At 29.7% G+C, this 21,628-nt stretch carries 26 protein-coding genes; all 26 read right to left on the reverse strand.

The window, feature by feature from the left end:
- Positions 1 to 10: 10 nt before the first annotated feature.
- Positions 11 to 1,843: a fused FliR family export protein/FlhB family type III secretion system protein gene (locus CM240_RS08045; protein ID WP_044038173.1), complete on the reverse strand. Its 1,833-nt coding sequence runs from the start codon at positions 1,841 to 1,843 to the stop codon at positions 11 to 13.
- Between the two features lie 8 nt (positions 1,844 to 1,851).
- A complete protein-coding gene (fliQ, locus tag CM240_RS08050; RefSeq protein ID WP_044038175.1) occupies positions 1,852 to 2,121 on the reverse strand; it encodes a flagellar biosynthesis protein FliQ in 270 nt (89 codons plus the stop codon).
- A 14-nt stretch (positions 2,122 to 2,135) separates the two neighbouring features.
- Positions 2,136 to 2,900 carry a flagellar type III secretion system pore protein FliP gene (fliP, locus tag CM240_RS08055; RefSeq protein WP_044038177.1) on the reverse strand — a complete coding sequence of 255 codons (765 nt, stop codon included), beginning with the start codon at positions 2,898 to 2,900 and terminating at the stop codon, positions 2,136 to 2,138.
- Positions 2,897 to 3,253, reverse strand: coding sequence for a flagellar biosynthetic protein FliO (locus tag CM240_RS08060; RefSeq protein ID WP_044038179.1), 357 nt, complete (start codon positions 3,251 to 3,253; stop codon positions 2,897 to 2,899). The genes fliP and CM240_RS08060 overlap by 4 nt, the downstream gene beginning before the upstream one ends.
- 20 nt (positions 3,254 to 3,273) lie before the next feature.
- Complete coding sequence (locus tag CM240_RS08065) at positions 3,274 to 3,717, reverse strand: flagellar basal body-associated FliL family protein (RefSeq protein WP_051483757.1); 444 nt, start codon at positions 3,715 to 3,717, stop codon at positions 3,274 to 3,276.
- Between the two features lie 2 nt (positions 3,718 to 3,719).
- The gene (locus CM240_RS08070; RefSeq protein WP_044038181.1) at positions 3,720 to 4,451 is read right to left on the reverse strand and encodes an OmpA/MotB family protein; all 732 of its coding nucleotides are present in this window, start codon (positions 4,449 to 4,451) and stop codon (positions 3,720 to 3,722) included.
- Positions 4,444 to 5,244 carry a motility protein A gene (locus CM240_RS08075; RefSeq protein ID WP_044038183.1) on the reverse strand — a complete coding sequence of 267 codons (801 nt, stop codon included), beginning with the start codon at positions 5,242 to 5,244 and terminating at the stop codon, positions 4,444 to 4,446. The genes CM240_RS08070 and CM240_RS08075 overlap by 8 nt, the downstream gene beginning before the upstream one ends.
- Before the next feature lie 26 nt (positions 5,245 to 5,270).
- Positions 5,271 to 5,453, reverse strand: coding sequence for a flagellar FlbD family protein (locus CM240_RS08080; protein ID WP_044038185.1), 183 nt, complete (start codon positions 5,451 to 5,453; stop codon positions 5,271 to 5,273).
- Positions 5,454 to 5,654: 201 nt separating this feature from the next.
- Positions 5,655 to 7,031, reverse strand: coding sequence for a flagellar hook protein FlgE (locus tag CM240_RS08085; RefSeq protein WP_044038187.1), 1,377 nt, complete (start codon positions 7,029 to 7,031; stop codon positions 5,655 to 5,657).
- Positions 7,032 to 7,110: 79 nt separating this feature from the next.
- Positions 7,111 to 7,488, reverse strand: a complete 378-nt coding sequence (locus tag CM240_RS08090; protein WP_044038189.1) for a TIGR02530 family flagellar biosynthesis protein — start codon at positions 7,486 to 7,488, stop codon at positions 7,111 to 7,113.
- A 3-nt stretch (positions 7,489 to 7,491) separates the two neighbouring features.
- Entirely contained in the window at positions 7,492 to 8,187 is a 696-nt protein-coding gene (locus CM240_RS08095) for a flagellar hook assembly protein FlgD (protein ID WP_051483758.1), read from the reverse strand.
- A 12-nt stretch (positions 8,188 to 8,199) separates the two neighbouring features.
- The gene (locus CM240_RS08100; RefSeq protein ID WP_044038191.1) at positions 8,200 to 9,507 is read right to left on the reverse strand and encodes a flagellar hook-length control protein FliK; all 1,308 of its coding nucleotides are present in this window, start codon (positions 9,505 to 9,507) and stop codon (positions 8,200 to 8,202) included.
- Positions 9,504 to 9,941: a flagellar export protein FliJ gene (gene fliJ / locus CM240_RS08105; RefSeq protein ID WP_044038193.1), complete on the reverse strand. Its 438-nt coding sequence runs from the start codon at positions 9,939 to 9,941 to the stop codon at positions 9,504 to 9,506. Before fliJ ends, CM240_RS08100 begins: the two co-directional genes overlap by 4 nt.
- Before the next feature lie 15 nt (positions 9,942 to 9,956).
- A complete protein-coding gene (fliI, locus tag CM240_RS08110; RefSeq protein ID WP_044038199.1) occupies positions 9,957 to 11,267 on the reverse strand; it encodes a flagellar protein export ATPase FliI in 1,311 nt (436 codons plus the stop codon).
- Positions 11,268 to 11,278: 11 nt separating this feature from the next.
- Positions 11,279 to 12,025, reverse strand: a complete 747-nt coding sequence (locus tag CM240_RS08115) for a FliH/SctL family protein (RefSeq protein ID WP_044038201.1) — start codon at positions 12,023 to 12,025, stop codon at positions 11,279 to 11,281.
- Positions 12,009 to 13,022 (reverse strand): flagellar motor switch protein FliG, encoded by a 1,014-nt coding sequence (fliG, locus tag CM240_RS08120; protein WP_044038203.1) that lies wholly within the window; start codon positions 13,020 to 13,022, stop codon positions 12,009 to 12,011. The genes CM240_RS08115 and fliG overlap by 17 nt, the downstream gene beginning before the upstream one ends.
- Before the next feature lie 6 nt (positions 13,023 to 13,028).
- A complete protein-coding gene (fliF, locus tag CM240_RS08125) occupies positions 13,029 to 14,609 on the reverse strand; it encodes a flagellar basal-body MS-ring/collar protein FliF (protein ID WP_044038204.1) in 1,581 nt (526 codons plus the stop codon).
- A gap of 15 nt (positions 14,610 to 14,624) precedes the next feature.
- Entirely contained in the window at positions 14,625 to 14,939 is a 315-nt protein-coding gene (fliE, locus tag CM240_RS08130) for a flagellar hook-basal body complex protein FliE (protein WP_044038206.1), read from the reverse strand.
- A gap of 14 nt (positions 14,940 to 14,953) precedes the next feature.
- Positions 14,954 to 15,379 (reverse strand): flagellar basal body rod protein FlgC, encoded by a 426-nt coding sequence (flgC, locus tag CM240_RS08135; RefSeq protein ID WP_044038208.1) that lies wholly within the window; start codon positions 15,377 to 15,379, stop codon positions 14,954 to 14,956.
- 22 nt (positions 15,380 to 15,401) lie between these two features.
- Positions 15,402 to 15,791, reverse strand: a complete 390-nt coding sequence (flgB, locus tag CM240_RS08140) for a flagellar basal body rod protein FlgB (protein ID WP_044038210.1) — start codon at positions 15,789 to 15,791, stop codon at positions 15,402 to 15,404.
- Positions 15,792 to 16,139: 348 nt separating this feature from the next.
- Positions 16,140 to 16,877 carry a cytidylyltransferase domain-containing protein gene (locus tag CM240_RS08145; protein WP_044038212.1) on the reverse strand — a complete coding sequence of 246 codons (738 nt, stop codon included), beginning with the start codon at positions 16,875 to 16,877 and terminating at the stop codon, positions 16,140 to 16,142.
- A gap of 51 nt (positions 16,878 to 16,928) precedes the next feature.
- Positions 16,929 to 17,762, reverse strand: a complete 834-nt coding sequence (locus CM240_RS08150) for a flagellin N-terminal helical domain-containing protein (protein ID WP_044038214.1) — start codon at positions 17,760 to 17,762, stop codon at positions 16,929 to 16,931.
- Positions 17,763 to 17,930: 168 nt separating this feature from the next.
- Positions 17,931 to 18,287 (reverse strand): DUF8042 domain-containing protein, encoded by a 357-nt coding sequence (locus CM240_RS08155; protein ID WP_051483759.1) that lies wholly within the window; start codon positions 18,285 to 18,287, stop codon positions 17,931 to 17,933.
- 12 nt (positions 18,288 to 18,299) lie between these two features.
- Positions 18,300 to 19,499, reverse strand: a complete 1,200-nt coding sequence (gene pseC, locus CM240_RS08160; RefSeq protein ID WP_044038216.1) for a UDP-4-amino-4,6-dideoxy-N-acetyl-beta-L-altrosamine transaminase — start codon at positions 19,497 to 19,499, stop codon at positions 18,300 to 18,302.
- The gene (locus CM240_RS08165) at positions 19,500 to 20,498 is read right to left on the reverse strand and encodes a GDP-mannose 4,6-dehydratase (RefSeq protein ID WP_044038218.1); all 999 of its coding nucleotides are present in this window, start codon (positions 20,496 to 20,498) and stop codon (positions 19,500 to 19,502) included.
- Positions 20,499 to 20,514: 16 nt separating this feature from the next.
- Entirely contained in the window at positions 20,515 to 21,561 is a 1,047-nt protein-coding gene (gene pseI / locus CM240_RS08170; RefSeq protein WP_044038220.1) for a pseudaminic acid synthase, read from the reverse strand.
- Positions 21,562 to 21,628: the final 67 nt, after the last annotated feature.

A 21,628-nucleotide genomic window follows, 5' to 3' on the forward strand; every position in this document is an offset into this window, starting at 1 on the left:
TCCCACCCCACTATTTTTCATTGATAACTACTGCAAGTATTTCAGCCACCGCTGCATACATCTCAACAGGTATCTCACTTTCTAGTTCTACCTGGCTATATATCATTCTGGCTAAAGGTTTGTTTTCTACTACTGGAACTTTGTTATCAATAGCTATCTCCTTAATTTTTAATGCTAAGTTATCTGCTCCTTTTGCAACTACCTTAGGCGCATTTTCTCCGCCTTCCTCATATTTAAGTGCTACTGATATATGAGTTGGATTTGTAATTACCACCGTTGCATTTGGTACTTCTGCCATCATTCTCCTTCTTGATAGCTCTCTCATTTTTTCTCTTCTTTTTGCTTTAACTTCTGGATTTCCTTCCATCTGTTTATATTCTTCTTTTACTTCTTGCTTAGTCATTCTCATATCTTTTTTATACTTCCATTTTTGATACACAAAATCACCTAAAGAAATAACAACCATAGCTAAACCAATAAGAGAAAATAACTTTACTCCTATGGAAATCATTTTCGACGGAATTTTATCTATAGATAATAAAGAAATTCTCATAACATCATCTAAAGTAGAAGTATAAAATTTAACTGCTATAAAACCAATAACAGATATTAATAAAATATTTTTGAATAAACTTACTACACTTCTCATAGAAAATATATTTTTAAATCCATTTATAGGATTCATTTTCTTAAAATCAAATTTTAAAGGTTCTGAAGTTCTAATAAAACCTGTTTGTGCTATATTTGCCGCAACACCAACTATCATTATTATTGCTGCAAATAAAATTACTATTAAGAGTCCTTTCCCTATATACGATAATACAATAGAGGAGAGAGATGCTTCACTTAATTCTGTTATAGTTGTTGAATTAAATCCATTAATCATAATGATTTTTAATTGTTCAATTAAAAAATCACCAAAAACTAAAAACATAAGTGTCGCTGCAAGTAATGTAAATGTTAAAGATATATCTCTTGATTTCGCTACTTGACCCTTTTTTCTTGCATCTTGTAACTTCTTTCCCGTAGCTTCTTCAGTCTTTTCTCCTCCAGATGATGAAAAGATAAATATTATAGGGAAAGCTTTATACAGATTTCTAAATGCCCCAGGTAATTGTTCAAATGCATATTGTATAAGTTTAAGTGTTACAGGGAACATTCCTATAAGCAATGCCAATGTTATCAGTAATTTTACTGGCATTCCTAAAATCATAACATTCAGTTGAGGAACAGTTCTTGATACTATTCCAAGTACTATCTCTGTTAATAACAATACTAAGATTATTGGTAATGCAATTCTAAAGCCAATCTCAAAGAAGTTAACAAACACTTTCATAAATGAAGATATACTATCTTGGCTTACTACATTTTTTCCTAATGGTATAGTATTGAAAGTATTAATGATTGCCTTCAAAACTATATGATGTCCATCAAATACAAATACTATTGTTAAAGCCAAATACGAATATATCTTTTCTACTAAAGCAGCATTACTCCCTGTCGTAGGATCAAACATACTCATCATTGAAAGTCCGGCTTGGAAATCTATTAATGCTCCTCCGAATTTTATCGCTTCAAAACACATATAGGTGACAAATCCAAATATTAGCCCTGTTAAAACTTCATTAATACATACGATAATAAAAGTCATATTATTTTCAATAACTCCTTCTATACCATCTAAAGACACTAATGGAGTTATAACATATGAGATTGATACTATAAAAATTACTTTTACTATATTGGGTGTAGGCTTCGGTAATAATATTTGTGATGATACAAAAAATGCACTTATTCTCAACATTACTAAAATAAAACCTACTAAATAAATCATATTTATCATAATTTCACCTATTTAGTTATATTTGAAATAATAGAAAAAATTCTTTCTGTGAATCCTTCTAGAGTATGTAACATAAAACTTCCAAGTAATAAACCTACTAAAGCTACACATAAAACCTTAGGTAAAAAAGTCAATGTCTGTTCCTGAATCTGAGTCGTAGCTTGAAAAATACTTACAATAAGTCCTACTACTACAGCTACTATAAGAAGTGGGCCGGCGACAATAATTGCTGTAGTTATTGCATCTTTTAATATAGAAATAACCATACTTTCACTCATTTACTATCACCTCGCTAAAATCCCATTATTAATGACTTTACAATTAGATTCCATCCATCAACCATAACAAATAATAATAATTTAAATGGTAATGATATCATCATTGGTGGAATCATCATCATTCCCATAGACATTAAAATAGATCCCACTACTATATCAATAATCAAAAATGGTAGATATAAAAGGAATCCTATGGTAAATGCAGTTTTTAATTCTGAAATTATAAAAGCAGGTATAACTGCAGTCATAGGTAAATCTTCATTTTCAACCTTTTCTGATACTCCATTTATGTCCATAAACATTTTTAAATCTTTTTGCCTAGTTTGTTTAAGCATAAATTTTTTTAAATAACCTGTTCCTATATCTATAGCTTCCTCTTGTGATATAGTCTCCTCTGTATATGGCTTAATTGCATCATTATTTATTTTAGTAAATGTAGGTGACATAACAAAAATAGTTAAAAATAATGATAATCCTATTAAAATCTGATTAGATGGAGCTTGCTGTGTTCCTAATGCATTTCTTAAAAATCCAAATACTACAGATATCCTTGTAAAACTTGTCATTGTTAAGATAAGTGAAGGTAAAACAGAAAGTGATGTTAATAACAAAAATATTTTTATATTCTCTACATACTCTTTAGGACTTTCACTTCCATCAACAGATATATTTATGTCAGGTATAGTTAGATTGGTAGGCTCTGCATGGGCCACTAAAGATGTAGATGCTATTAAAATAAATGTAACTATAAAAGTTAGAATTATATATTTCTTTTTCATTTCTTTTCCTCATTTTTTCTAAATTTAGATTTTATATCGTAAATAAAATCCTTAAAACTATCATACTGTGGTATTTCCTTATTTTCCTCTAACTTAGTACCTTCATCTTTAGATAATTCTTTAATAATTTCAAATGATCCATTGTTAGAAGTTGCAACATAATACTCTTGTCCTAACTTTATAAGATAAATATTATTATCTTTATTTAAAGGAACTCTTTCTATAATTTTTATATACCTATTTTTATTTAGAGTATCTAATTTTCTTCCTCCAACTTTTATTGATATATATATTAAAATTAATATTATAGGAAGTACTAAAAACAATTGAAGTATTGAAATAAATATATCCATGTGTCCTACCTCTTAATTCTCTAAGTATAAATTATATCTCCTAACCAGATATCTACCACTTCACCATGTTCAAGTAACGGAGCTATAGCATTTTTAATTTCTTCCTTAACCTTAGCTTTTCCGTCACCTTTAAAATCATTAACTGTTTTAGATGAAATTACAGTAATTACTGCATCTCTAAGAGGCCCATCTTTCTTTTTCTCTAATTCTTCTGGCATTTCATCATCGCCTCTATATCCCATTTGCAAAGTCAGCTGTACAAACTTACCTTCATCTGCAAGATTTAACTTAAAGTCCCCAAGTGAATAAAATTCTACACCATCTAAAGCATGCTGACTTACTTCTTCATTAGGCTTCTTAAATAATAACAAGTATGAAGTAAATCCTACTGAAACTATTAATAATAAACTTAGTGTTATTACAACTACTTTAAGTGCTCCACCTTTTTTTTCTTCTTTAGCCATATTTAATTCCCCTTCCCACTTACTTCAATTAATATATTAACTCTTCTATTCATAGATCTATTTTCATCGGTATCATTAGGTGCTATTGGTGAAAACTCTCCCATTCCTCTGTAATTTAATCTATCGCCTGGTATCCCCTTACTTCTATAATAATCTAATACTGCATATGCCCTTGCTCCTGATAAAGAAAAATTATCTTTATATGAAGAATTTGATATCGGTACATTATCAGTATGTCCTTGTATTTCAATAGTATTTGGCAACTTAGCAATAACTTCATAAATCTTATCTAACACAGGAATAGATATCTCCTTTATTTCCGCTTTTCCAGAATCAAATAAAATCTTATCCTTTAATTCTATTATTACTCCTCTATTATCTTCTTTAACTTGAGCTACTTCTTGAAGATTATTTTCATCTATAAGTTCTTCAACTGCACTGTAAATTTCCTCATATTCACTATTATGACCCTGCTCCATGCTAATTTCTGCTTGTGCACCTGTTGTATTTTCAAGTCCTTCTGATAAAGTATTCTCAAAAATTGTTGATCCTGACTCTCCTGCTAAAACAGATTTAAAAGCATTAGCTAAAGCTTCGAATTTCTTTGCATCCATCGTAGACATTGAAAACATTAAGATAAAGAAAGTTAAAAGTAATGTAACCATATCGGCATATGTATTTAACCACTCACTACCACCACCTGAGTCACTTCTTGGTCTCTTTCTTCTAGCCATTATCTATTTCTCCATTATTATTTCCATTTAATAATTCTCTTTCTTTTGGTGGTAGATATGTTATTAATGTTTCCTCAATAATTCTTGGATTTACACCTGATTGAACTGCTAAAATACCTTCAATCATAAGTTCTTTTGTTTCTATCTCTACTTCTGTTTTATGGTTCAATTTATTAGCAATTGGTAAAAATACTATATTTGCAATTAATGATCCATATAATGTTGTGATAAGGGCAGTAGCCATACCTGTAGATATTGTAGACGGATCATCAAGTTTTACTAACATATTAATAAGTCCTATAAGAGTACCTATCATACCAAAACCTGGAGCAAAAGTTCCTAGTTTATTGAACATATCTGTACCTATTCTATGTCTATCTTCTATTTTTTGTAGTTCTAACTCTAATATATCTTTTATATGATCTGGTTCAACTCCATCTATTACCATTTGCATTCCTTTTTTAAGGAACTTATCTTCAACACTGGCCATAGAATCTTCTAATGATAATAGACCTTCTCTTCTTGCTTTTTTAGAAAAGTCACTAAACATTGTTATTATATCCACTTTAGATATAACATCTTCTTTCATTGATAATGCAATAAATGTAGGTATTTTTTTTACTTCATTTAGTGGATATGCAATAAATATCGCTGCAAAAGTTCCTCCTACTGTTATTGCTAATGATGGTATATCTATAAATGACGATATTGTTCCACCACCTAAAATTCCATAGATTATAAGTCCTATTGCTAATATTATTCCCACAGGCGTCATTATATCTAGTTTAGTCATTAGTTCCCCCCCCTTAAATTAAAACCTTAAATATGTATCTTTCTTTTATAATCTATTACCTTTTCTATCACTTCATCAACGGTATCCTTAACTATAATCTTTTTTCCATTAACTAAAGTAACTAACGTCTCTGGGACTTCTTCTATTTTTTCAATAAGCTCACTGTTTAAAACAATCTCTTTACTATTAAAACCAATTAACTTAATCATATTGTCTCCTTTTTGCAAATCTCAATTCACGATTCACAATTCACAATTTTGGAGGAAATTCCTAGGGAATTTCTTTAATTAAAGTATGGTAACACATCTGCACCATGATAAAATAAACCGTCTGCAAGACTATATTGTTTTTCCTAAGGAAAAACCACCTTAATTGTGAATTGCAATTTGTGAATTATGAATTATATTAATCTATCTTTTCAAGTTAACTAATTCTTGCAATATTTCGTCTCCAGTTGTTATTGCTTTACTGCTAGCTTGGAATGCTCTACTTGCAACAATCATTTCTGTAAACTGTTCTGATAAGTCTACATTAGACATTTCTAAATAACCATTTAAAGCTGATCCAAACCCAGATGAGTTATCATTAATCTCTTCACATCCAGTAGCACTTCTTACAACTGGATTTCCTGAGTTTGATGAAACAGAATATAGATTATTTCCTTGTTTCTCTAATCCTGCTGGGTTTTTAAATGATGCCATAGCTATTTGACCGAAAACTGTAACTCTACCATCTTCAAGAACCCCTTTAATTAATCCATCTTTTTCTATAGAAAAGTTTCTTATCTTCTTATCTGCTTCTGCATATACAACCAAATTAAAAGAGTCTTTTTTTGCTGCATTTACATCTGTTTGAACTCCTGTATAATTATCTAATCCATCAATAGTTATACCTAAATCAGCTAATGTAGTTTCTTTTCCATCTACAGTTATTCCTGTTTTTGCAGTTTTATAACTATCTTTATTTTCTATACTTACTGGTGTATTTCCATTAACAGACAACATATACATTTTACTTTCTGCATTAAATGATACCGTAATGTTTAAGTCACCATCATATTTATAAGATCCACCAGTAGATACTGTAATAGGGTTTACATCTGCAACGACTCCTGATCCTGTATATGTCATTTCCACCTTATTATAGTTGCTAGCTGAAACATGCACTGTATCAGTAATTTTTAATGGTACTAAATTATCTGAAGAAGCCGCTATTCCCTTTTTAGAATCGGCATCTACAAAATTACAAGTACCATTACTAGCATAATCTATACTTGCTACATTTCCACCTTTTTCAGATATTGGATAACCCATAACTCTATATCCATCTGAAGTTAATAAATTTCCTTCAGAATCTAGTGCAAAAGAACCGTCTCTAGTATAACTTACTTCAAGACCATTACCTGCTCCCATAGTATGATAAGTTGAATCTACACTAACACTAGAATTGTTAGATACCGGAGTTGCACCTCTCGCTACGATAAAAAATCCATCTCCATCTAAAGCTACATCAAGATTACTTCCTGTTGTTTGTAAATTCCCTTGAGCCATATTTGTTACAATAGATCCAACTTGTACACCTAATCCTATTTGTGATGCATTAGTTCCTCCAACACTATATCCTGGTGCTGATGAACTATTTAAAGTTTGACTTAATGCATCTTTAAAATTAACACTTTGAGATTTAAAGGATGTTGTTCCTACGTTTGCTATATTGTTCCCTATAACATCAAGCTTAGTTTGATTCGCCTTTAATCCCGTTATTCCTGAATACATACTTTTTATCATTTTTCTTCCCCTCCACTAATTACTTCGATGATTTTTTACTTCTGTCATTCAGTAAAAATTAGCCTCCAATAAGGTCCAGCTATAATAAAATCACCGAATCTATATTTGTAAATATATTTTCTTCCCCTTTCGGCATAGCTGTAATTATAGTTCTATTTTTAATAGACGCTACAAAAGCTAAATCCTTATACAAAATAACTGAATCTGTTGCCCCTTTATTTTCTGCTTTATCAAAAGCATCACTTAGTTTCCCCATATCCTCATCAGATAGTGTTATATTTCTTTCAGTAAGTCTTACATTAGCATGTTTTGATATATTTATATCTTTATTTAGCTTTTCATTTAATATCTCGCTAAAAGATGTTGTACTAGCATCTTTGTTTACATTAGCTCTACTGCTCTCTATATCTAATGGCTTTACTGAAACAATATTTCCATTTACAATTCGGTAAGTCATCTACTAACTATTCTCACCATTACTATCTGTTTCTGTTTCTGTTTCTGTTTCCGTTTTATCTATAACTGGAGCATTCGGATCCTTAACACCTATAATATTTTTAATTCCTATGGTAGTTTCTGTGAGTTCTCCATCTTTTTCATATTGTACCTTAGCATAGATACCATCATATCCATTGATAACTTGTGTTACTTTACCTTCTAAGAAATTATTATTGGAATCTACAAGATTAGTTATTACTGTTTGTCCAACATATTTTTGTGATTCAACTAAAGTATCACCATTTACTACTTCCTGTATATCGCTAACTTTAAATTCAGTATCTTCATACCCTTCTAGAACTACAGTAGTTTCACTACCTCGTCTACTAACATAAAGTACTGTTCCTGATATAGGTACATTATTATCATCTACATATTTTGTCATAACGAATTTGCCAACCATATTAGTAGCACTCATATATGACATGGTTTCATTAAGATTTGTCATTTGTTCAAGTGCTGTAAATTCTGCCAATTGAGATACATACGCAGTTGAATCTACAGGATTTGTAGGATCTTGATTAGCTAATTGTGCTGCAAGTATTTTTACAAAAGAATTTTTATCTAAATCGTTACTACTAGTTGTTATCTTTGTACCATTAGATGTTTTTCCAGTAGTAGATGATGCTAATGTACTTGCTAAACTTAAATCTGACATATTTCCCCTCCCTTATGCAAGCATGTCTATATTAGAGTAAATTTCATCACTTGTTTCTTCAATTACATCATCTTCTATACTAATAAAGGATGATTTACCATTTCCCTGAAAACTATTCTGATCATTACCTTCTTTATTTTTTTCACCATACTCACTATTATTCATATAAGTTAAGTCAAAACTTTCTACCTTAAATTCGTTTAATATTTTATTCATTTCTTCTATTTTTGTAGCTAATAAACTATAGGTCTCAGCATTATTTGTAGCAACATTAGCTTTCATAACACCTTTATCCATAGAAAGAGAAATTACTACCTCTCCTAAATTCCTTGGAACCACTTTCAATACAATCTCTTTAACAGATTCATCCCTGATATATTTCACTGATTTTATTATATCTTCCACAATATTAGTTTTGTTTGTCAGTGCAGGTGCTGATTCCTTTACATCTTTTAATGGTTCAAATACCATCTTTGGAACTTGCATCAAATTCCCTTCACTTTTTACATTATCATTTCCTTCTATTAATGATGTAAGAAATGTATCTTCTTTATTTGTTTGTTCCTGATTTTTACTTTCACTGCTAGTTTCATTATTTTCACTATTTAAATCGATATTATTTTCATCTATAGAATTTATTAAAGTAGTTTTATTTTCTAAGATATCATTATTATCAGTATTAGTTTCTTTTATTACATTTGCTTTAATATAATTTAGAATTTCTTTAGGCGACTCTACCTCACTACTATTTCTTTTTACTGACTCTAATATACTATCTAACGCTTCTTTATCTACAGATGAATCATTTTTCAACAATTTCATAATATCAGCTATAGAACTTTCGCTCTTACCTTCAATCAAAGTTTTGTCATTATTTTCAGTAGAATTATACATAGAAAATAAATCTAAAATCATAGTCTTAACTTCTTCTGACAGAAATTCATTTTCACTAATTACTTTTTCGTAATCATAGTTATCATTTATTTTACCATTTAAAAGCATTAATAATAACTCTTCAATAGCATCATATTCCTTACTATCACTTTCTTCACTATCTACTTTTGATGGTTTATCTTCTATAGAATTTTTTCCATCATCTTTTTTAATTTTGGCAGTATCGTCTATAGTATTAGAATTTTTTACAAAAAAATCTTTTTCTTTGCTATTCTCATTTTTAATACTTTTATTTTTTGTATCTAAACATTCTTTGAAACTATTGCTACTTTTAATATTTATATCTCTGCCAGTAGATTTTTCAGCTGAATTCATATTATTAATCGTATCTATAAAGCTTGCTATACTATTCCCTATTTTTCTCACCCCCTTTCAGTATTTCTAATAAACCCATATAATGCGAATTCATCATTATTTTTTTGCTCTATGGCTTGAACTTCCTTAACATATTCTAAATACTTATTTTCCCTTAACTTTTCAACAGCTTGTCTATCTCTTTGTTTATCTATTAATTCTTTTCTTTTTTCTTCTACTGCTATCGTTTTATTCTTAAGATTTATTTTTTCCTCTGCTATCCTTTTATCAAGAAAATTCATATAATTATTAACTATCTTATATTCTAGAATTGTAGAGCAATTTTTATTTTTAGAAGTTTCTTTATACTTATCTTTCAAATTTTGCAACTCTTCTTCTACTTTTATTTTTTCATCTTGAGCACTTTTAAATTTTCTTTTACTTTCATCTTCTAAACTTCTTCTTATTTCCAATAATTTTTCTAATCTAAAATGGAATTTTTCCATCTAAACTTCCCCCACTTAAACAGAAATGCTTTTTGCTAATTTCTCTTTGACTTCTTCAAAAGAAGTACTTTCATCTATACCTTGCTTTAAAAATCCTAAAATTGAATCATGACATTCTATAGCTTTATCTATATTAGGATTACTCCCCTTTACATATGCTCCTATATTTATCAAATCTTCAGAATTTTCATAAGTAGCTAAAAGATCTCTAAGTTTTGATGCATCGTTTTTATGATTTTTATCAGCTATCTCACTCATAAGTCTCGATACTGATTTTAATACTTCTATAGCTGGATAATGATTTTTAGCAGCAAGGGATCTTGATAACACTATATGTCCATCTAAAATACCTCTTACTGCATCAGCTATAGGTTCATTAAAGTCATCTCCATCAACTAAAACAGTATAAAAAGCTGTTATTGATCCTTTATCACTAGTTCCAGATCTCTCCATAAGTTTAGGTAACATTGAAAAAACTGATGGTGTATACCCTTTCGTTGCTGGAGGTTCTCCAATAGCAAGACCAATTTCTCTCTGAGCCATAGCAAATCTTGTGACAGAATCCATCATCAAAATTACCTTTTTCCCCTGATCTCTGAAATATTCAGCTATAGCTGTAGCTGTGAAAGCTCCTTTAAGTCTTACTAATGCTGACTGATCAGAAGTAGCACAAACAACAACAGACCTTTTCATTCCTTCTTCACCAAGATCTCTTTCAATAAAATCTCTTACTTCTCTTCCTCTTTCTCCAATAAGCGCAATTACATTTATATCTCCCTTAGCTTCTCTTGCAATCATTCCAAGTGTAGTACTTTTACCTACACCGGATCCTGCAAAAATCCCCACTCTTTGACCTTCACCCATAGTAAGCAGTCCATCAATGGCTCTTACTCCTGTGGGAAGAATCGTTGTAATTCTTTTTCTTCTTAAAGGATCTGGTGGCATTGCCTCTAATGGATATGGAACACCCTTTTCATTATCTTCACCATCTAAAGGATTTCCAAGTCCATCTAATATCTTACCTAATAAATGCTCTCCACAATTAACTGAAAGAGGATGCCCTAGTGGCTCCACCTTACAACCTGGAGCTATTCCTGTTAATTCACCTAGTGGCATCAATATTACTGTATCCTCTTTAAATCCAACTACTTCACACTTGATTACATCTTTTTTTATATTATTGATGATACATACCTCACCTACAGCTGCTTTGATACCTTCTGCCTCTATAGTAAGTCCTACAACTCTAGTTACTGTTCCTTGATATTTATAAGGAGTAATTTTCTCTATTCGCTTAGCTATTCCTTGAAAATCAATATTAATCATCCTTATCCCTCTTAATAATTCTCAATTACATTTTTTATTTCATCCAGACTACTATTTAGATTAATTTCAACTTTACCTTTTTCACCTATAATAATACCTGCACCATCCTCTATATGGTTGTCTTCTATTATATTAATCTCCATATTATGAAGTAAATGCTCCCATTCATTTTTCTTTTCTATAAGATGAGAATAGTATTTTTCATTCACCTTAATATAAAAAACTTCGCCATTCATTGTTTCTTCTAATTGAGAATATAAAATATTATCAAGTATATCCTCTTCATTAAAAGCTTTAAGAAATATATTTTCATATCCTTCAATGATAATTTTTTTTATATCATCTTCCTTACTAGATAAATACTGCTTATAGACAACATTAGCATTTAATACAATCTCATCACTACGCTTTTCTGCCTCTGAAATAAGATTTTTAGCTACTTCATTTCCTTCTGCTATGCCTTTCTCATATCCTTCTTTATATGATTTCTGTCTTATAATACTAGCTTCATTTCTAGCCTCTTCTAAAATTTTATTTTTTTCTTCTTCAGCTTTTTCTAGTATTAATCTACTTTCATTTTCTGCATTCTTAAGCATTTCTTCAATGATTTCTGTTGATTCACTTACATCATCATGCAGTATATCCATTTCTTCTTTTGTTATTTCTAATTCATCATTTAATACAATTTCACCTTTAGTAATAATCTCCTTTGGTTCTCCAATTGAAGTATTTCTAATAACATTAGATGATAACAGCATCTTCCCCACCTCTAGCAATTACAATTTCTCCATTTTCATCAAGTCTTCTTATAACCGCTAAAATCTTAGTTTGTGCCTTTTCAACATCAGCAATTCTAACTGGCCCTAAGAATTCTATATCTTCCTTCATTGAAGCAGCAGCTCTCTTTGATTGATTTCTGAAAATAACTTCTGATACTTCCTCTGAAGATCCTTTCAATGCTAACGCTAAATCTTTTCCATCTACTTCTCTTAATATTCTTTGAATTGCTACATCATCAAGAGCAATAATATCTTCAAAGACAAACATTGATTCCTTAACTTTTTCAGCAATTTCTGGATCTTGTCTTTCTAATGCTTCCATAATATTCTTTTCTGTACTTCTATCAACTTGATTTAATATATCAACAATTGATTGTAGTCCTCCAATTGATGTAACTTCATTTCTTACTATTGATGACAATTTCATATTTAATGTTTTTTCTACTTCCTTTATCACTGTAGGCGATGTAGTATTCATAACCGCTATTCTATACGCCACTTCCTCTTGTACTTCTTGAGGTAATTCTGATAAAATCTGAGCTGCTTTATCTACATTTATATGACAAAGTATCAATGCTATAGTTTGTGGATGTTCATTTGAAATTATATTAAGTAATTGTATTGAGTCAGCTTTTCTAGCAAGTGCAAATGGTCTATATTGCTGAGTCTCTTCAGATACCTTATCTAAAATCTCTTTTGCCTTCTGATTACCTAACGCCTTACTTAAAAGATCCTTAGCATAATCAAATCCACCCTCTAAAATATAATCTTTAGCTTTATTCATTTGAATAAATTCTTCAAGTATCTCTGACTTTTCTGTAGTGCTTACTGTAGTAGTATTTGCAATTTCATAAGTAATTCTTTGAATATCTCTTTCTGGCAATTTATTTATTATATTGGCAGAGGCTTCTGGTCCTAAAGTAATAAATAAAATTGCTGCTTTTTGAACTCCTGTTAATCCTTTATCTTTAGCCACCAATTATCACCTCTCATCACTAGAAATCCAAGATTTAATTATCTCTAATACTTGATCTGGCTTTTCTTGTGCATATTTCTTAAGCTCATTTTCTAATACCTGTTTATTATTTGGTTCATCAAAGTTCACAGGTTTATATACTTCTGTTTCATCTATTTCATCATCAATAATTGCATCAAGAGTATTTTCATTTTCCATTACTACTTCTTCATTATTCTTTTTCTTCTTTCTCATTACAATTATTAAAGTAATTAATAATACTAGTACTACAGCACCAATAATTGAATATCTAATAATTTTTTCTCTCTTTTCCTTAGCTTCTGCTTCTTCCATCTCTTTTAAAGCCTCAGCTGCTAATTCTTTTGTTTCAGAGTCAAATTCTTTGCCCATAACTACTGTATTTTCAGCATTAGATTGTCCTATAGTCTTATTTACCACTGATTGTATATCTTCTTTTTCTACCAATCCTAAACTTGGAGTATCGATTATTACAGAAGCATATACATTTTTAACCTTTCCTGGAGCTTGAACTCTATTTTCTTCAGTTTTCCCAGATGTATTGTAATTAGTTATAGACTCATAATTTGTTACAGAGCTATCATTAATTACTTCATCCTCAATCTTATTGGACATATTCTCATCTACCGGTGATTGTGATACCGCTCCACCTTCACTATTATCCTTATTTATTGTTATTTGTTCACTTTCTTTTGGTGGATCTTTTTCTGTAGTAACAGAATTTTGTGTATAAGTATCAAAATCCATATCTACATTTACTTTTACTTTTACTTTACTTTTACCATATACAGGTTCTAATTGACCTTGTACTTTTTCTTCCAAGTATTTTTCATATTTTGATTTATCCTCTAATTGCTTCTCTACAGAACTACTTGAACTTGAACTAGAATTTCCATTTTCATCATATAATCCATCTGTTAATAAATTACCATTTGTATCTGCAATAGTTATATTGCTTGTTGGTAGATTTTTAACTGACATTGATACTAAATTTACTAGAGCCCTTACTTGGCTTTCTTCTAAACTTTCCCCTGACTTTAGTTTAACAACTACTGCCGCTGTTGCATTAGTAGGATCCTTAACAAAAGTAGAGTCTTCAGGCATAACTAAATTAACCTTAACATTTTCCACTTCTTCCAAGTTTTTTATAGTTCTTTCTAATTCCCCTTGAACTGCTCTTTGATATTTTACAGAAAACTCTGAATCTGTAAGTCCAAACTGACTTGATTCATCAAATATCTCAAATCCGATAGATCCATTTGACAACTCAGAAGCTAGACTTAATTTAAGCGTTCCTACTTGGTCTTCTGGTACTAAAATCGAATTGCTACTATTATCTACTTTATACTTAACACCCTTACTATCTAAGGATTCAATTATTACTTTAGAATCATTTGCATCTAAATTAGAAAACAAAGTAGTATATTTTGTTTTAAACATATATGTACTAAGTACGGCAATAGTCCCTATGAACACTAAAGTTAAAATTATATATGCAACTTTTTTAGTAACAGATAAAGCTTTGAATTTATCTATAAATGTTCCAAATAATTTCTTTATCTTATCCAACTTATACACTCCTTACTATAGTTGCATTGATAGTATTTCTTTATACGCTTCTACAAGTTTATTTCTTACTTCTACTGCCAATTGAAGAGAGCCTTTTGCTTCCTCTGTAGCAATCATAACATTATGAATATCTTCTTCTTCCCCATTTATAAAGTTAATTGTTGTTTCTTCAGATTCTATAATTTTATCATTAACAGCTTGTATCTTTTCTCCTAAAACATCAGAAAAACTTATACTTGATGTATTTGTATCACTTTCTTTATTACTATTTGTTCCTATACTATTTACTTTATTTAAATACTCTGTTGGTATGTATTTATTTACTATCATTTTCCGTCTTCCCCCTACTTACCAATTTCTAATGCTTTTAAATACATATTTTTTGTTGTACTTATTACTGTTGTATTTGCTTCATATGCTCTACTAGATGCAATTAAATCTGCCATTTCATTCAATATATTTACATTAGGCATTGCTACATATCCATTCTCATCTGCATCCGGATGTGTGGGATCATACATTGTTTTAAGATCACTAGTATCATCAACAATAGCAGACACTTTTACCCCATTTCCATTGAAGCTACTTTTATCCTTTGCCGCTTTTAAATTTTCTTCAAAAACTGCTATTTTTCTTACATATGGACCACCAGATTCCGTTCTAGTAGTATTTACATTAGCAACATTTGAAGCTATCGTATCCATTCTTAATCTTTCTGCCGATAAACCGGAAGAACTTATACGTAAAGTATCGAAAACTCCTAAAGTCATCTTTCCCCTCCTATAAAGTCTATTAATTTCCTCTAGCTATCTTATTCATAGCAAACCTACTATTTAATGCTGTAGTCAAAGACTCATACATCATATTATTAGCCGTTAAATTCACCATTTCAGTATCAATATCAACATTATTTCCATCACTTCTTGTTGATGTACTATTATCTGTAATAATTCTTTCATCCCCTGATTCATTACTACTAGATATGTGTTTTTCACTAGTGGTCTTTAATCTTACTGATTTTATCGTATTTTGTAAAGTATCCTCAAAAGATACATATTTTCTCTTATATCCAGCTGTATTAATATTGGAAATATTATTAGCTATGACTTTGTTTCTTAAAGCTGATACATCTAAATCATCTTTTATAAGATTGTATGCGACACTTGAAATATTATTAGACAATTTTACCCCTCCCTACGTTATACATTATACACTGTTTTTTTTCTCCTTTAAACAAGTTATATCAGCATTTGCACCACATTTTTTTACAAATTATTACTTTTAACCAATATTATAGCACCAGCAAAAGAATTCACTTATTTTTTTATCATTTATATAAATTTTATTATAATATACATTATTAAGTTTACATATTATGTATTAATGCTTTGTTTTTGTCGAACGATTTCTTGTTTTGTATAGCTCACTCCTAATTAAATTTAATAATCTTAACAAAAAAATAGTCATAAAATGCAGTAAAAAAAATCATATAAAAAGCAATCTATCAACTTTTTATATGATTTGTATGATTTAACTATTTTTTTGAATTACTTCTTTGTTAAGATTATCTATATGACTTTCATCAATATAATGTACTATATTATTATATTGTAAATCTTCCTTTTTTATATTTTCTATTATATTTTTTACAACCTGAAAATCTTCAAAAGTATCAACACACACCCTATAGTTTCTATTAAATTCTTTTTCTCCTATAACATACCCTATATTAAATAACTCTTTATTCTCATAAATAAATAAAGTTACATGTTCTTTATATTTATTTATAACACCTGCATATTTTTCGCTAACAATATTATAAGTTCTAAATAAACTTTCCTTAGTAAATACCTCAATATCAAATCCTCTAATAAAAGTATTCGGTACATCTAACCTTACATAATCATATTTATACATAATAAGTTTTGTAATTACGTTATCAACAATAATAGGATCTATAAGTGGACAATCTCCAGTAATTCTTATTATTACATCTCCATTATACTTTTCAGAACACTTAACATATCGTTCTAATACATTTTCTTCACTACCTCTAAAACATTCTATTTTATACTCTTTGGCTACATCAACCAACTTATCGTCTTGTTTTTTATTAGATGTAGCTAATATTATTTCATCTATATACCTACTTCTTTTTAATCTATCTATAGTATATCCAATCAGAGGTATTCCTTTTATTGGTTTTACAACTTTCCCAGGCAATCTTTCCGAACCCATTCTGGCCTGTATTATGCATATAATTTTCATAAAATCCTCCTAAAAAAAGAGGTATCTTATAGATTACCCCTCTTATTCTTATTAAATTCCTTGAAGTATCCTTAATACATCTTGCGGAAAATTATTTGTTTGTTGCATTATAGAAATCCCAGCAGTAACAAGTACATCATTCTTTGCTAAATTCATCATTTCTGTTGCAACATCTGCATCAACTAAAGAACTATCTGCTGCCTCTAACCTTATAGAGATTTCCTCTAAATCATTATAACAACTCTCAAATCTATTTGATACCCCTCCAAGTTTTCCTCTATGTAAGCTTAATTTATTTATAGATTCATCTATTATAGATAATGACTTTTCCATATCATTTACATCTACATCTTGCAAATTCATATCAGAGTTTTCTCCTGAGGGAAATGCATCTAAATTCATATTAATTACAGGAATCTCAATAAACTCTCCTGAATTAGCTCCTGAAGGTACTTTTAATGATTTTTCCAAATCACCATTAATTATATTCACATTATTCATACTTGTATTATTCACAAGATCATTAATACCTTTTTTCAACTGTTCAATCTCTTTTGATATCATCTCTTTTTCATCATCTGTCTTTGTTCCGTCGCATTGAATAGTTAGCTCTCTCATTCTTTGAAGGCAATTTGAGACTTCATCTAATCCACCTTCAGTTGTTTGTATTAATGAAACACTATCCTGTGCATTTCTAGATGCCATTTGAAGGCTTCTTATTTTCATCTTTATGCTTTCAGATTTAGATAAAGCACTAGGGTCATCTTTAGCTGCACTTACTTTTAATCCCGTGGAAATATTGCTTATACTATTAGATTGAGCTGTTAGACTTTTTTTATATGTCCTATAAGTGCTTAACGATGCCATATTATGCATTAATCTCATTTAATCCCCTCCATTTACAATGTATTTATAATCTATTTCATAATTCCACTCTAAATTAATATATATATTAATATTCGATTTCTTATTTTTTTTCTTTAGTATATTTATAAAACAAAAAGGAGTTGTCAAAAATCAAATTTTCATTTGATGACAAACTCCAGCTATAATTTATTTATTTTTCTTAACAGTTTGTAATGAAGTCTTAATATTGCTTGTTCCTTCTAAAACTTCATATTCAAGAACGTCTCCTAAAAGGTTATAGTCACTATTTTCAAAAGCTTCTATAGCCAATTTTAATTTTTCATTTACATCTTCTATATCTACCTTACTAGTTTGTAAATCTTTAGTTCCTGCTGCAACATCTATAACCCATTGTATTGCATCTAATATCTCTAATAAAAGTTTAGAACCATCTGCTATTTTATCGCTTCTAAAAAGTTCTGCACCATTTGATATAGCCTTTTCTAGCTTATCACAATATTCAATAGCTTTATCTACTACTTCTACTAATTCCTTGTTATCCATAATAATATCCTCCTAAGCTTCTATACTATAGTATTTAAATACCTTATCTAATGCTTTAATTACTGATATCACATCATCTCTATTCATTGATACATGTAATGGTAACGTAATTATTCTTTCATAAAATTCTTCACATACTGGGCAAATTCCTCTTTTATATCCTAACTTTCTATAGTAAGGATGAAAATAAACAGGAATATAGTGAACATTTACTCCTATATTCTCTTTAATAAGTGCACTAAATATTTCTCTTCTCGTACAATTAAGTTTTTCTAAGTTCAATTTTATTACATATATATGTTCAGAGTTAAATCCATCTTCAGTATCCTCTAATAAAGTTACATACTGATTACCTTTTAACATACTTGAATACAATGTAGCTAACTCTTTTCTCTTTTCAATAAAAGAATCTAATTTTTTAATTTGTGAAGCTCCCAGTGCTGCATTTATATCTGGCATTCTATAATTATAACCTAAATCAATTTGTTCATAATACCAAGGATCATCTTTGTTTTCCATTATATCAACATTTCTTGTTATTCCATGTGATCTTACTTCTATAAGTTTTCTATAAAGTTCCTTATCATTAGTAGTTATTGCTCCTCCTTCACCTGTAGTAATATGCTTTACAGGATGAAAAGAAAATATCGTCATATTTGCATTATTACCAACATAACTATCTTTATACTTAGCACCTATTGCATGAGCAGCATCTTCAATAACAATTAAATTGTGCTTTTTTGCAATATCCATTATTTTATCTATTTTTACTGGATTTCCTCTATAGGATACAGCAATTATTGCTTTAGTCTTATATGTTATCTTCTCTTCAATTTTGCTAACATCAATATTTCCTGTGTTTTCTTCAATATCAACAAATACTGGTGTAGCTCCCACATATAATATACAATTAGCTGAAGCAGCAAAAGTCATCGGTGTCACTAATACTTCATCACCTTTTTCTAATCCTGCTGCTAATGTAGCACAATGAAGTGCTGACGTACCACTTGTAACAGCCACAGCATATTTTGACCCTACTTTATTTGCTATAGCCTTTTCAAATTCTCTAACATAGGGTCCTGTAGTTAAATAATCACCTTTTAAAACTTCAACAACTTTTGAAATATCTTCATCATCAATATATTGCCTACCATATTGTAAAAATTCTTTTCTTACTGGAGTTCCTCCATTTATTGCTAGCTTCTCTTCCACTTATCTCATACCTTTCAAAAATCTATATGTCTCTTCTATTCCTTCTTCAAGACTATATTTAGGTGACCATCCCATTATATTTTTAGCTTTTTCATAATTACATTTTAATTTCATTATTTCACTTTGCGGATGTATATGTTCTACATGATTGATATTAACTAAATTTTTTGAAACAATATTCGCCAATTCATTTATAGTAACATCTCTACCAGTACCAGCATTTATAATTTGTCCATTTGTATTATCATTATAACCCGCATTTACTACAAAATCTGCACAATCTTTTACATATAAAAGATCTCTTGTTTGCTCTCCACTACCATATATATTTATATCTTTTTTATCTATAACAGCATTAACAAAAATAGCTACAACGCCACCTTCTCCACCAGTCTTTTGAAATGGGCCATATGTATTAAAAGGTCTTATAACTGTTGTAGGTAGTTTATAAGCATTATAATAAGATAGAACCATATTTTCTGCTGCAATCTTACTTCCACCATAAGGAGATATTGGATTTGTTGGATGATATTCATCTATCCCTTTATCATCACATTTATCATATACCATGCAAGTACTCATAAACACAATTTTAGTGCTATGTACTACCTCACTTTCATCAATACTCCACTTATCTCCAATCATTTTAGAATTTTTACCAAACATCTGTATTTTTGCTTTTTCTAAAATATTAAATGTTCCTACAGTGTCATTATAAAAAGTAGTTTTAGGATCATCTATAGAGTCTTGAACATTTATAGATGCTGCAAGATGATAAATAATATCGTACTTTTCTTTGAATACCTCATCTAGCTTTTCTAAATCCTGTATATCCCCTTCAATAAATTTAAACTTCGAATTACTTTCAAACTCCTCTATATTAAATAATCTACCATTACTTAAGTTATCAAATGCTGTAACTGTATGATTTTCATCTAAAAGTTTTTTTACTACCCATCTTCCTATAAATCCAGCTCCACCTGTAACTAATATATTCATATATAAAATTCCTCCATTATCTAATAAGGTCCCAACTCATAGGAGTACCTTTTTCTATATCTACCTTTGCTTCCCTTCCAATTATATCATCAATATACTTAGTTTCCATACCGAAACCAGGTCTAATGCTTCTAACGTTTTCTTCTGTGAATTTTTCTCCACTCTTGATATCTTTAACTACAAAAAGAGATCTACTATGCTCTCTAGAGTTTCTTTGCTTTTCTGTTAATTGGTACGTAACCTTCCCTAAAGCTTTTTCCATTTCTCTAATTCCATCTACCATAGATTTAAATTCCTCTGGTTCCATAGAAAACTTAGAATCCGGCCCTCCATCTTCCCTTCTAAGAGTAAGATGCTTTTCTACTATCTTAGCCCCCAATGCCACAGCACCTAAGCTTATTGTGTTACTCATAGTGTGATCTGATAATCCAACTACTATATCAAAGGTTTCTTTCATATTAGGTATAACTCTTAAGTTTATATCCTCCAATGGAGATGGATACGCAGAAGTACATTTTAGCAATGCAATATTATTGTTACCAACTCTTCTGCAAGCATTAACAGCTTCTTCAATATCCTTTAAAGTGGCTATACCTGTTGACATAATTACAGGTTTTCCCTTTGATGCAATATACTCAATAAAAGGTATATCATTTATCTCAAAAGATGCTATTTTATATGCGGGTACATCCATTTTTTCAAGAAAATCTACTGAAGTGTAATCAAAAGGTGATGAAAAACATATAAGACCTTCTTCTTCTGCAATTTTCTTCAATTTAGGTTGCCAATCCCATGGAGTATATGCTCCTTGATATAACTTATGAAGTGTAGTACCATCCCATATAGTGCCTTGTTTTATTTGAAAATACTCATTATCGCAATCTAATGTTATGGTATCAGGAGTATATGTTTGTAACTTTATCGCATCTGCTCCCGCCCATTTTGCTGCTTTTATAATTTCTACAGCTCTATCAAAATCTTGATTATGATTAGCAGAAAGTTCTGCAATAACAAAAGTTCTATCTCCACCTATCTCCTTATTATCTATGTAAAAACTATTCATTGATACCCCTCCATACTTTTTCTATAACTATTATCGTAATATAGTACTTATCCTTGAAACAACTTTT

Origin of the sequence: Clostridium bornimense, assembly GCF_000577895.1 — a bacterium.
Taxonomy (GTDB): Bacteria; Bacillota; Clostridia; order Clostridiales; family Clostridiaceae; genus Clostridium_AN; species Clostridium_AN bornimense.

Bases quoted from the DNA above. Each gene is read 5' to 3' on its own strand.
- CM240_RS08095 (WP_051483758.1), bottom strand. From the start codon at position 8,187: ATGTCAGATTTAAGTTTAGCAAGTACATTAGCATCATCTACTACTGGA.
- CM240_RS08090 (WP_044038189.1), bottom strand. From the start codon at position 7,488: ATGACTTACCGAATTGTAAATGGAAATATTGTTTCAGTAAAGCCATTA.
- CM240_RS08155 (WP_051483759.1), bottom strand. From the start codon at position 18,287: ATGGATAACAAGGAATTAGTAGAAGTAGTAGATAAAGCTATTGAATAT.
- CM240_RS08070 (WP_044038181.1), bottom strand. From the start codon at position 4,451: ATGGCTAGAAGAAAGAGACCAAGAAGTGACTCAGGTGGTGGTAGTGAG.
- CM240_RS08065 (WP_051483757.1), bottom strand. From the start codon at position 3,717: ATGGCTAAAGAAGAAAAAAAAGGTGGAGCACTTAAAGTAGTTGTAATA.
- CM240_RS08075 (WP_044038183.1), bottom strand. From the start codon at position 5,244: ATGACTAAACTAGATATAATGACGCCTGTGGGAATAATATTAGCAATA.
- CM240_RS08080 (WP_044038185.1), bottom strand. From the start codon at position 5,453: ATGATTAAGTTAATTGGTTTTAATAGTAAAGAGATTGTTTTAAACAGT.
- fliJ (WP_044038193.1), bottom strand. From the start codon at position 9,941: ATGGAAAAATTCCATTTTAGATTAGAAAAATTATTGGAAATAAGAAGA.
- CM240_RS08150 (WP_044038214.1), bottom strand. From the start codon at position 17,762: ATGAGATTAATGCATAATATGGCATCGTTAAGCACTTATAGGACATAT.
- pseI (WP_044038220.1), bottom strand. From the start codon at position 21,561: ATGAATAGTTTTTACATAGATAATAAGGAGATAGGTGGAGATAGAACT.
- flgC (WP_044038208.1), bottom strand. From the start codon at position 15,379: ATGACTTTAGGAGTTTTCGATACTTTACGTATAAGTTCTTCCGGTTTA.
- CM240_RS08165 (WP_044038218.1), bottom strand. From the start codon at position 20,498: ATGAATATATTAGTTACAGGTGGAGCTGGATTTATAGGAAGATGGGTA.
- fliP (WP_044038177.1), bottom strand. From the start codon at position 2,900: ATGAAAAAGAAATATATAATTCTAACTTTTATAGTTACATTTATTTTA.
- fliQ (WP_044038175.1), bottom strand. From the start codon at position 2,121: ATGAGTGAAAGTATGGTTATTTCTATATTAAAAGATGCAATAACTACA.
- fliE (WP_044038206.1), bottom strand. From the start codon at position 14,939: ATGATAGTAAATAAATACATACCAACAGAGTATTTAAATAAAGTAAAT.
- CM240_RS08115 (WP_044038201.1), bottom strand. From the start codon at position 12,025: ATGCTGTTATCATCTAATGTTATTAGAAATACTTCAATTGGAGAACCA.
- CM240_RS08045 (WP_044038173.1), bottom strand. From the start codon at position 1,843: ATGATAAATATGATTTATTTAGTAGGTTTTATTTTAGTAATGTTGAGA.
- CM240_RS08085 (WP_044038187.1), bottom strand. From the start codon at position 7,031: ATGATAAAAAGTATGTATTCAGGAATAACGGGATTAAAGGCGAATCAA.
- fliI (WP_044038199.1), bottom strand. From the start codon at position 11,267: ATGATTAATATTGATTTTCAAGGAATAGCTAAGCGAATAGAGAAAATT.
- CM240_RS08145 (WP_044038212.1), bottom strand. From the start codon at position 16,877: ATGAAAATTATATGCATAATACAGGCCAGAATGGGTTCGGAAAGATTG.
- CM240_RS08060 (WP_044038179.1), bottom strand. From the start codon at position 3,253: ATGGATATATTTATTTCAATACTTCAATTGTTTTTAGTACTTCCTATA.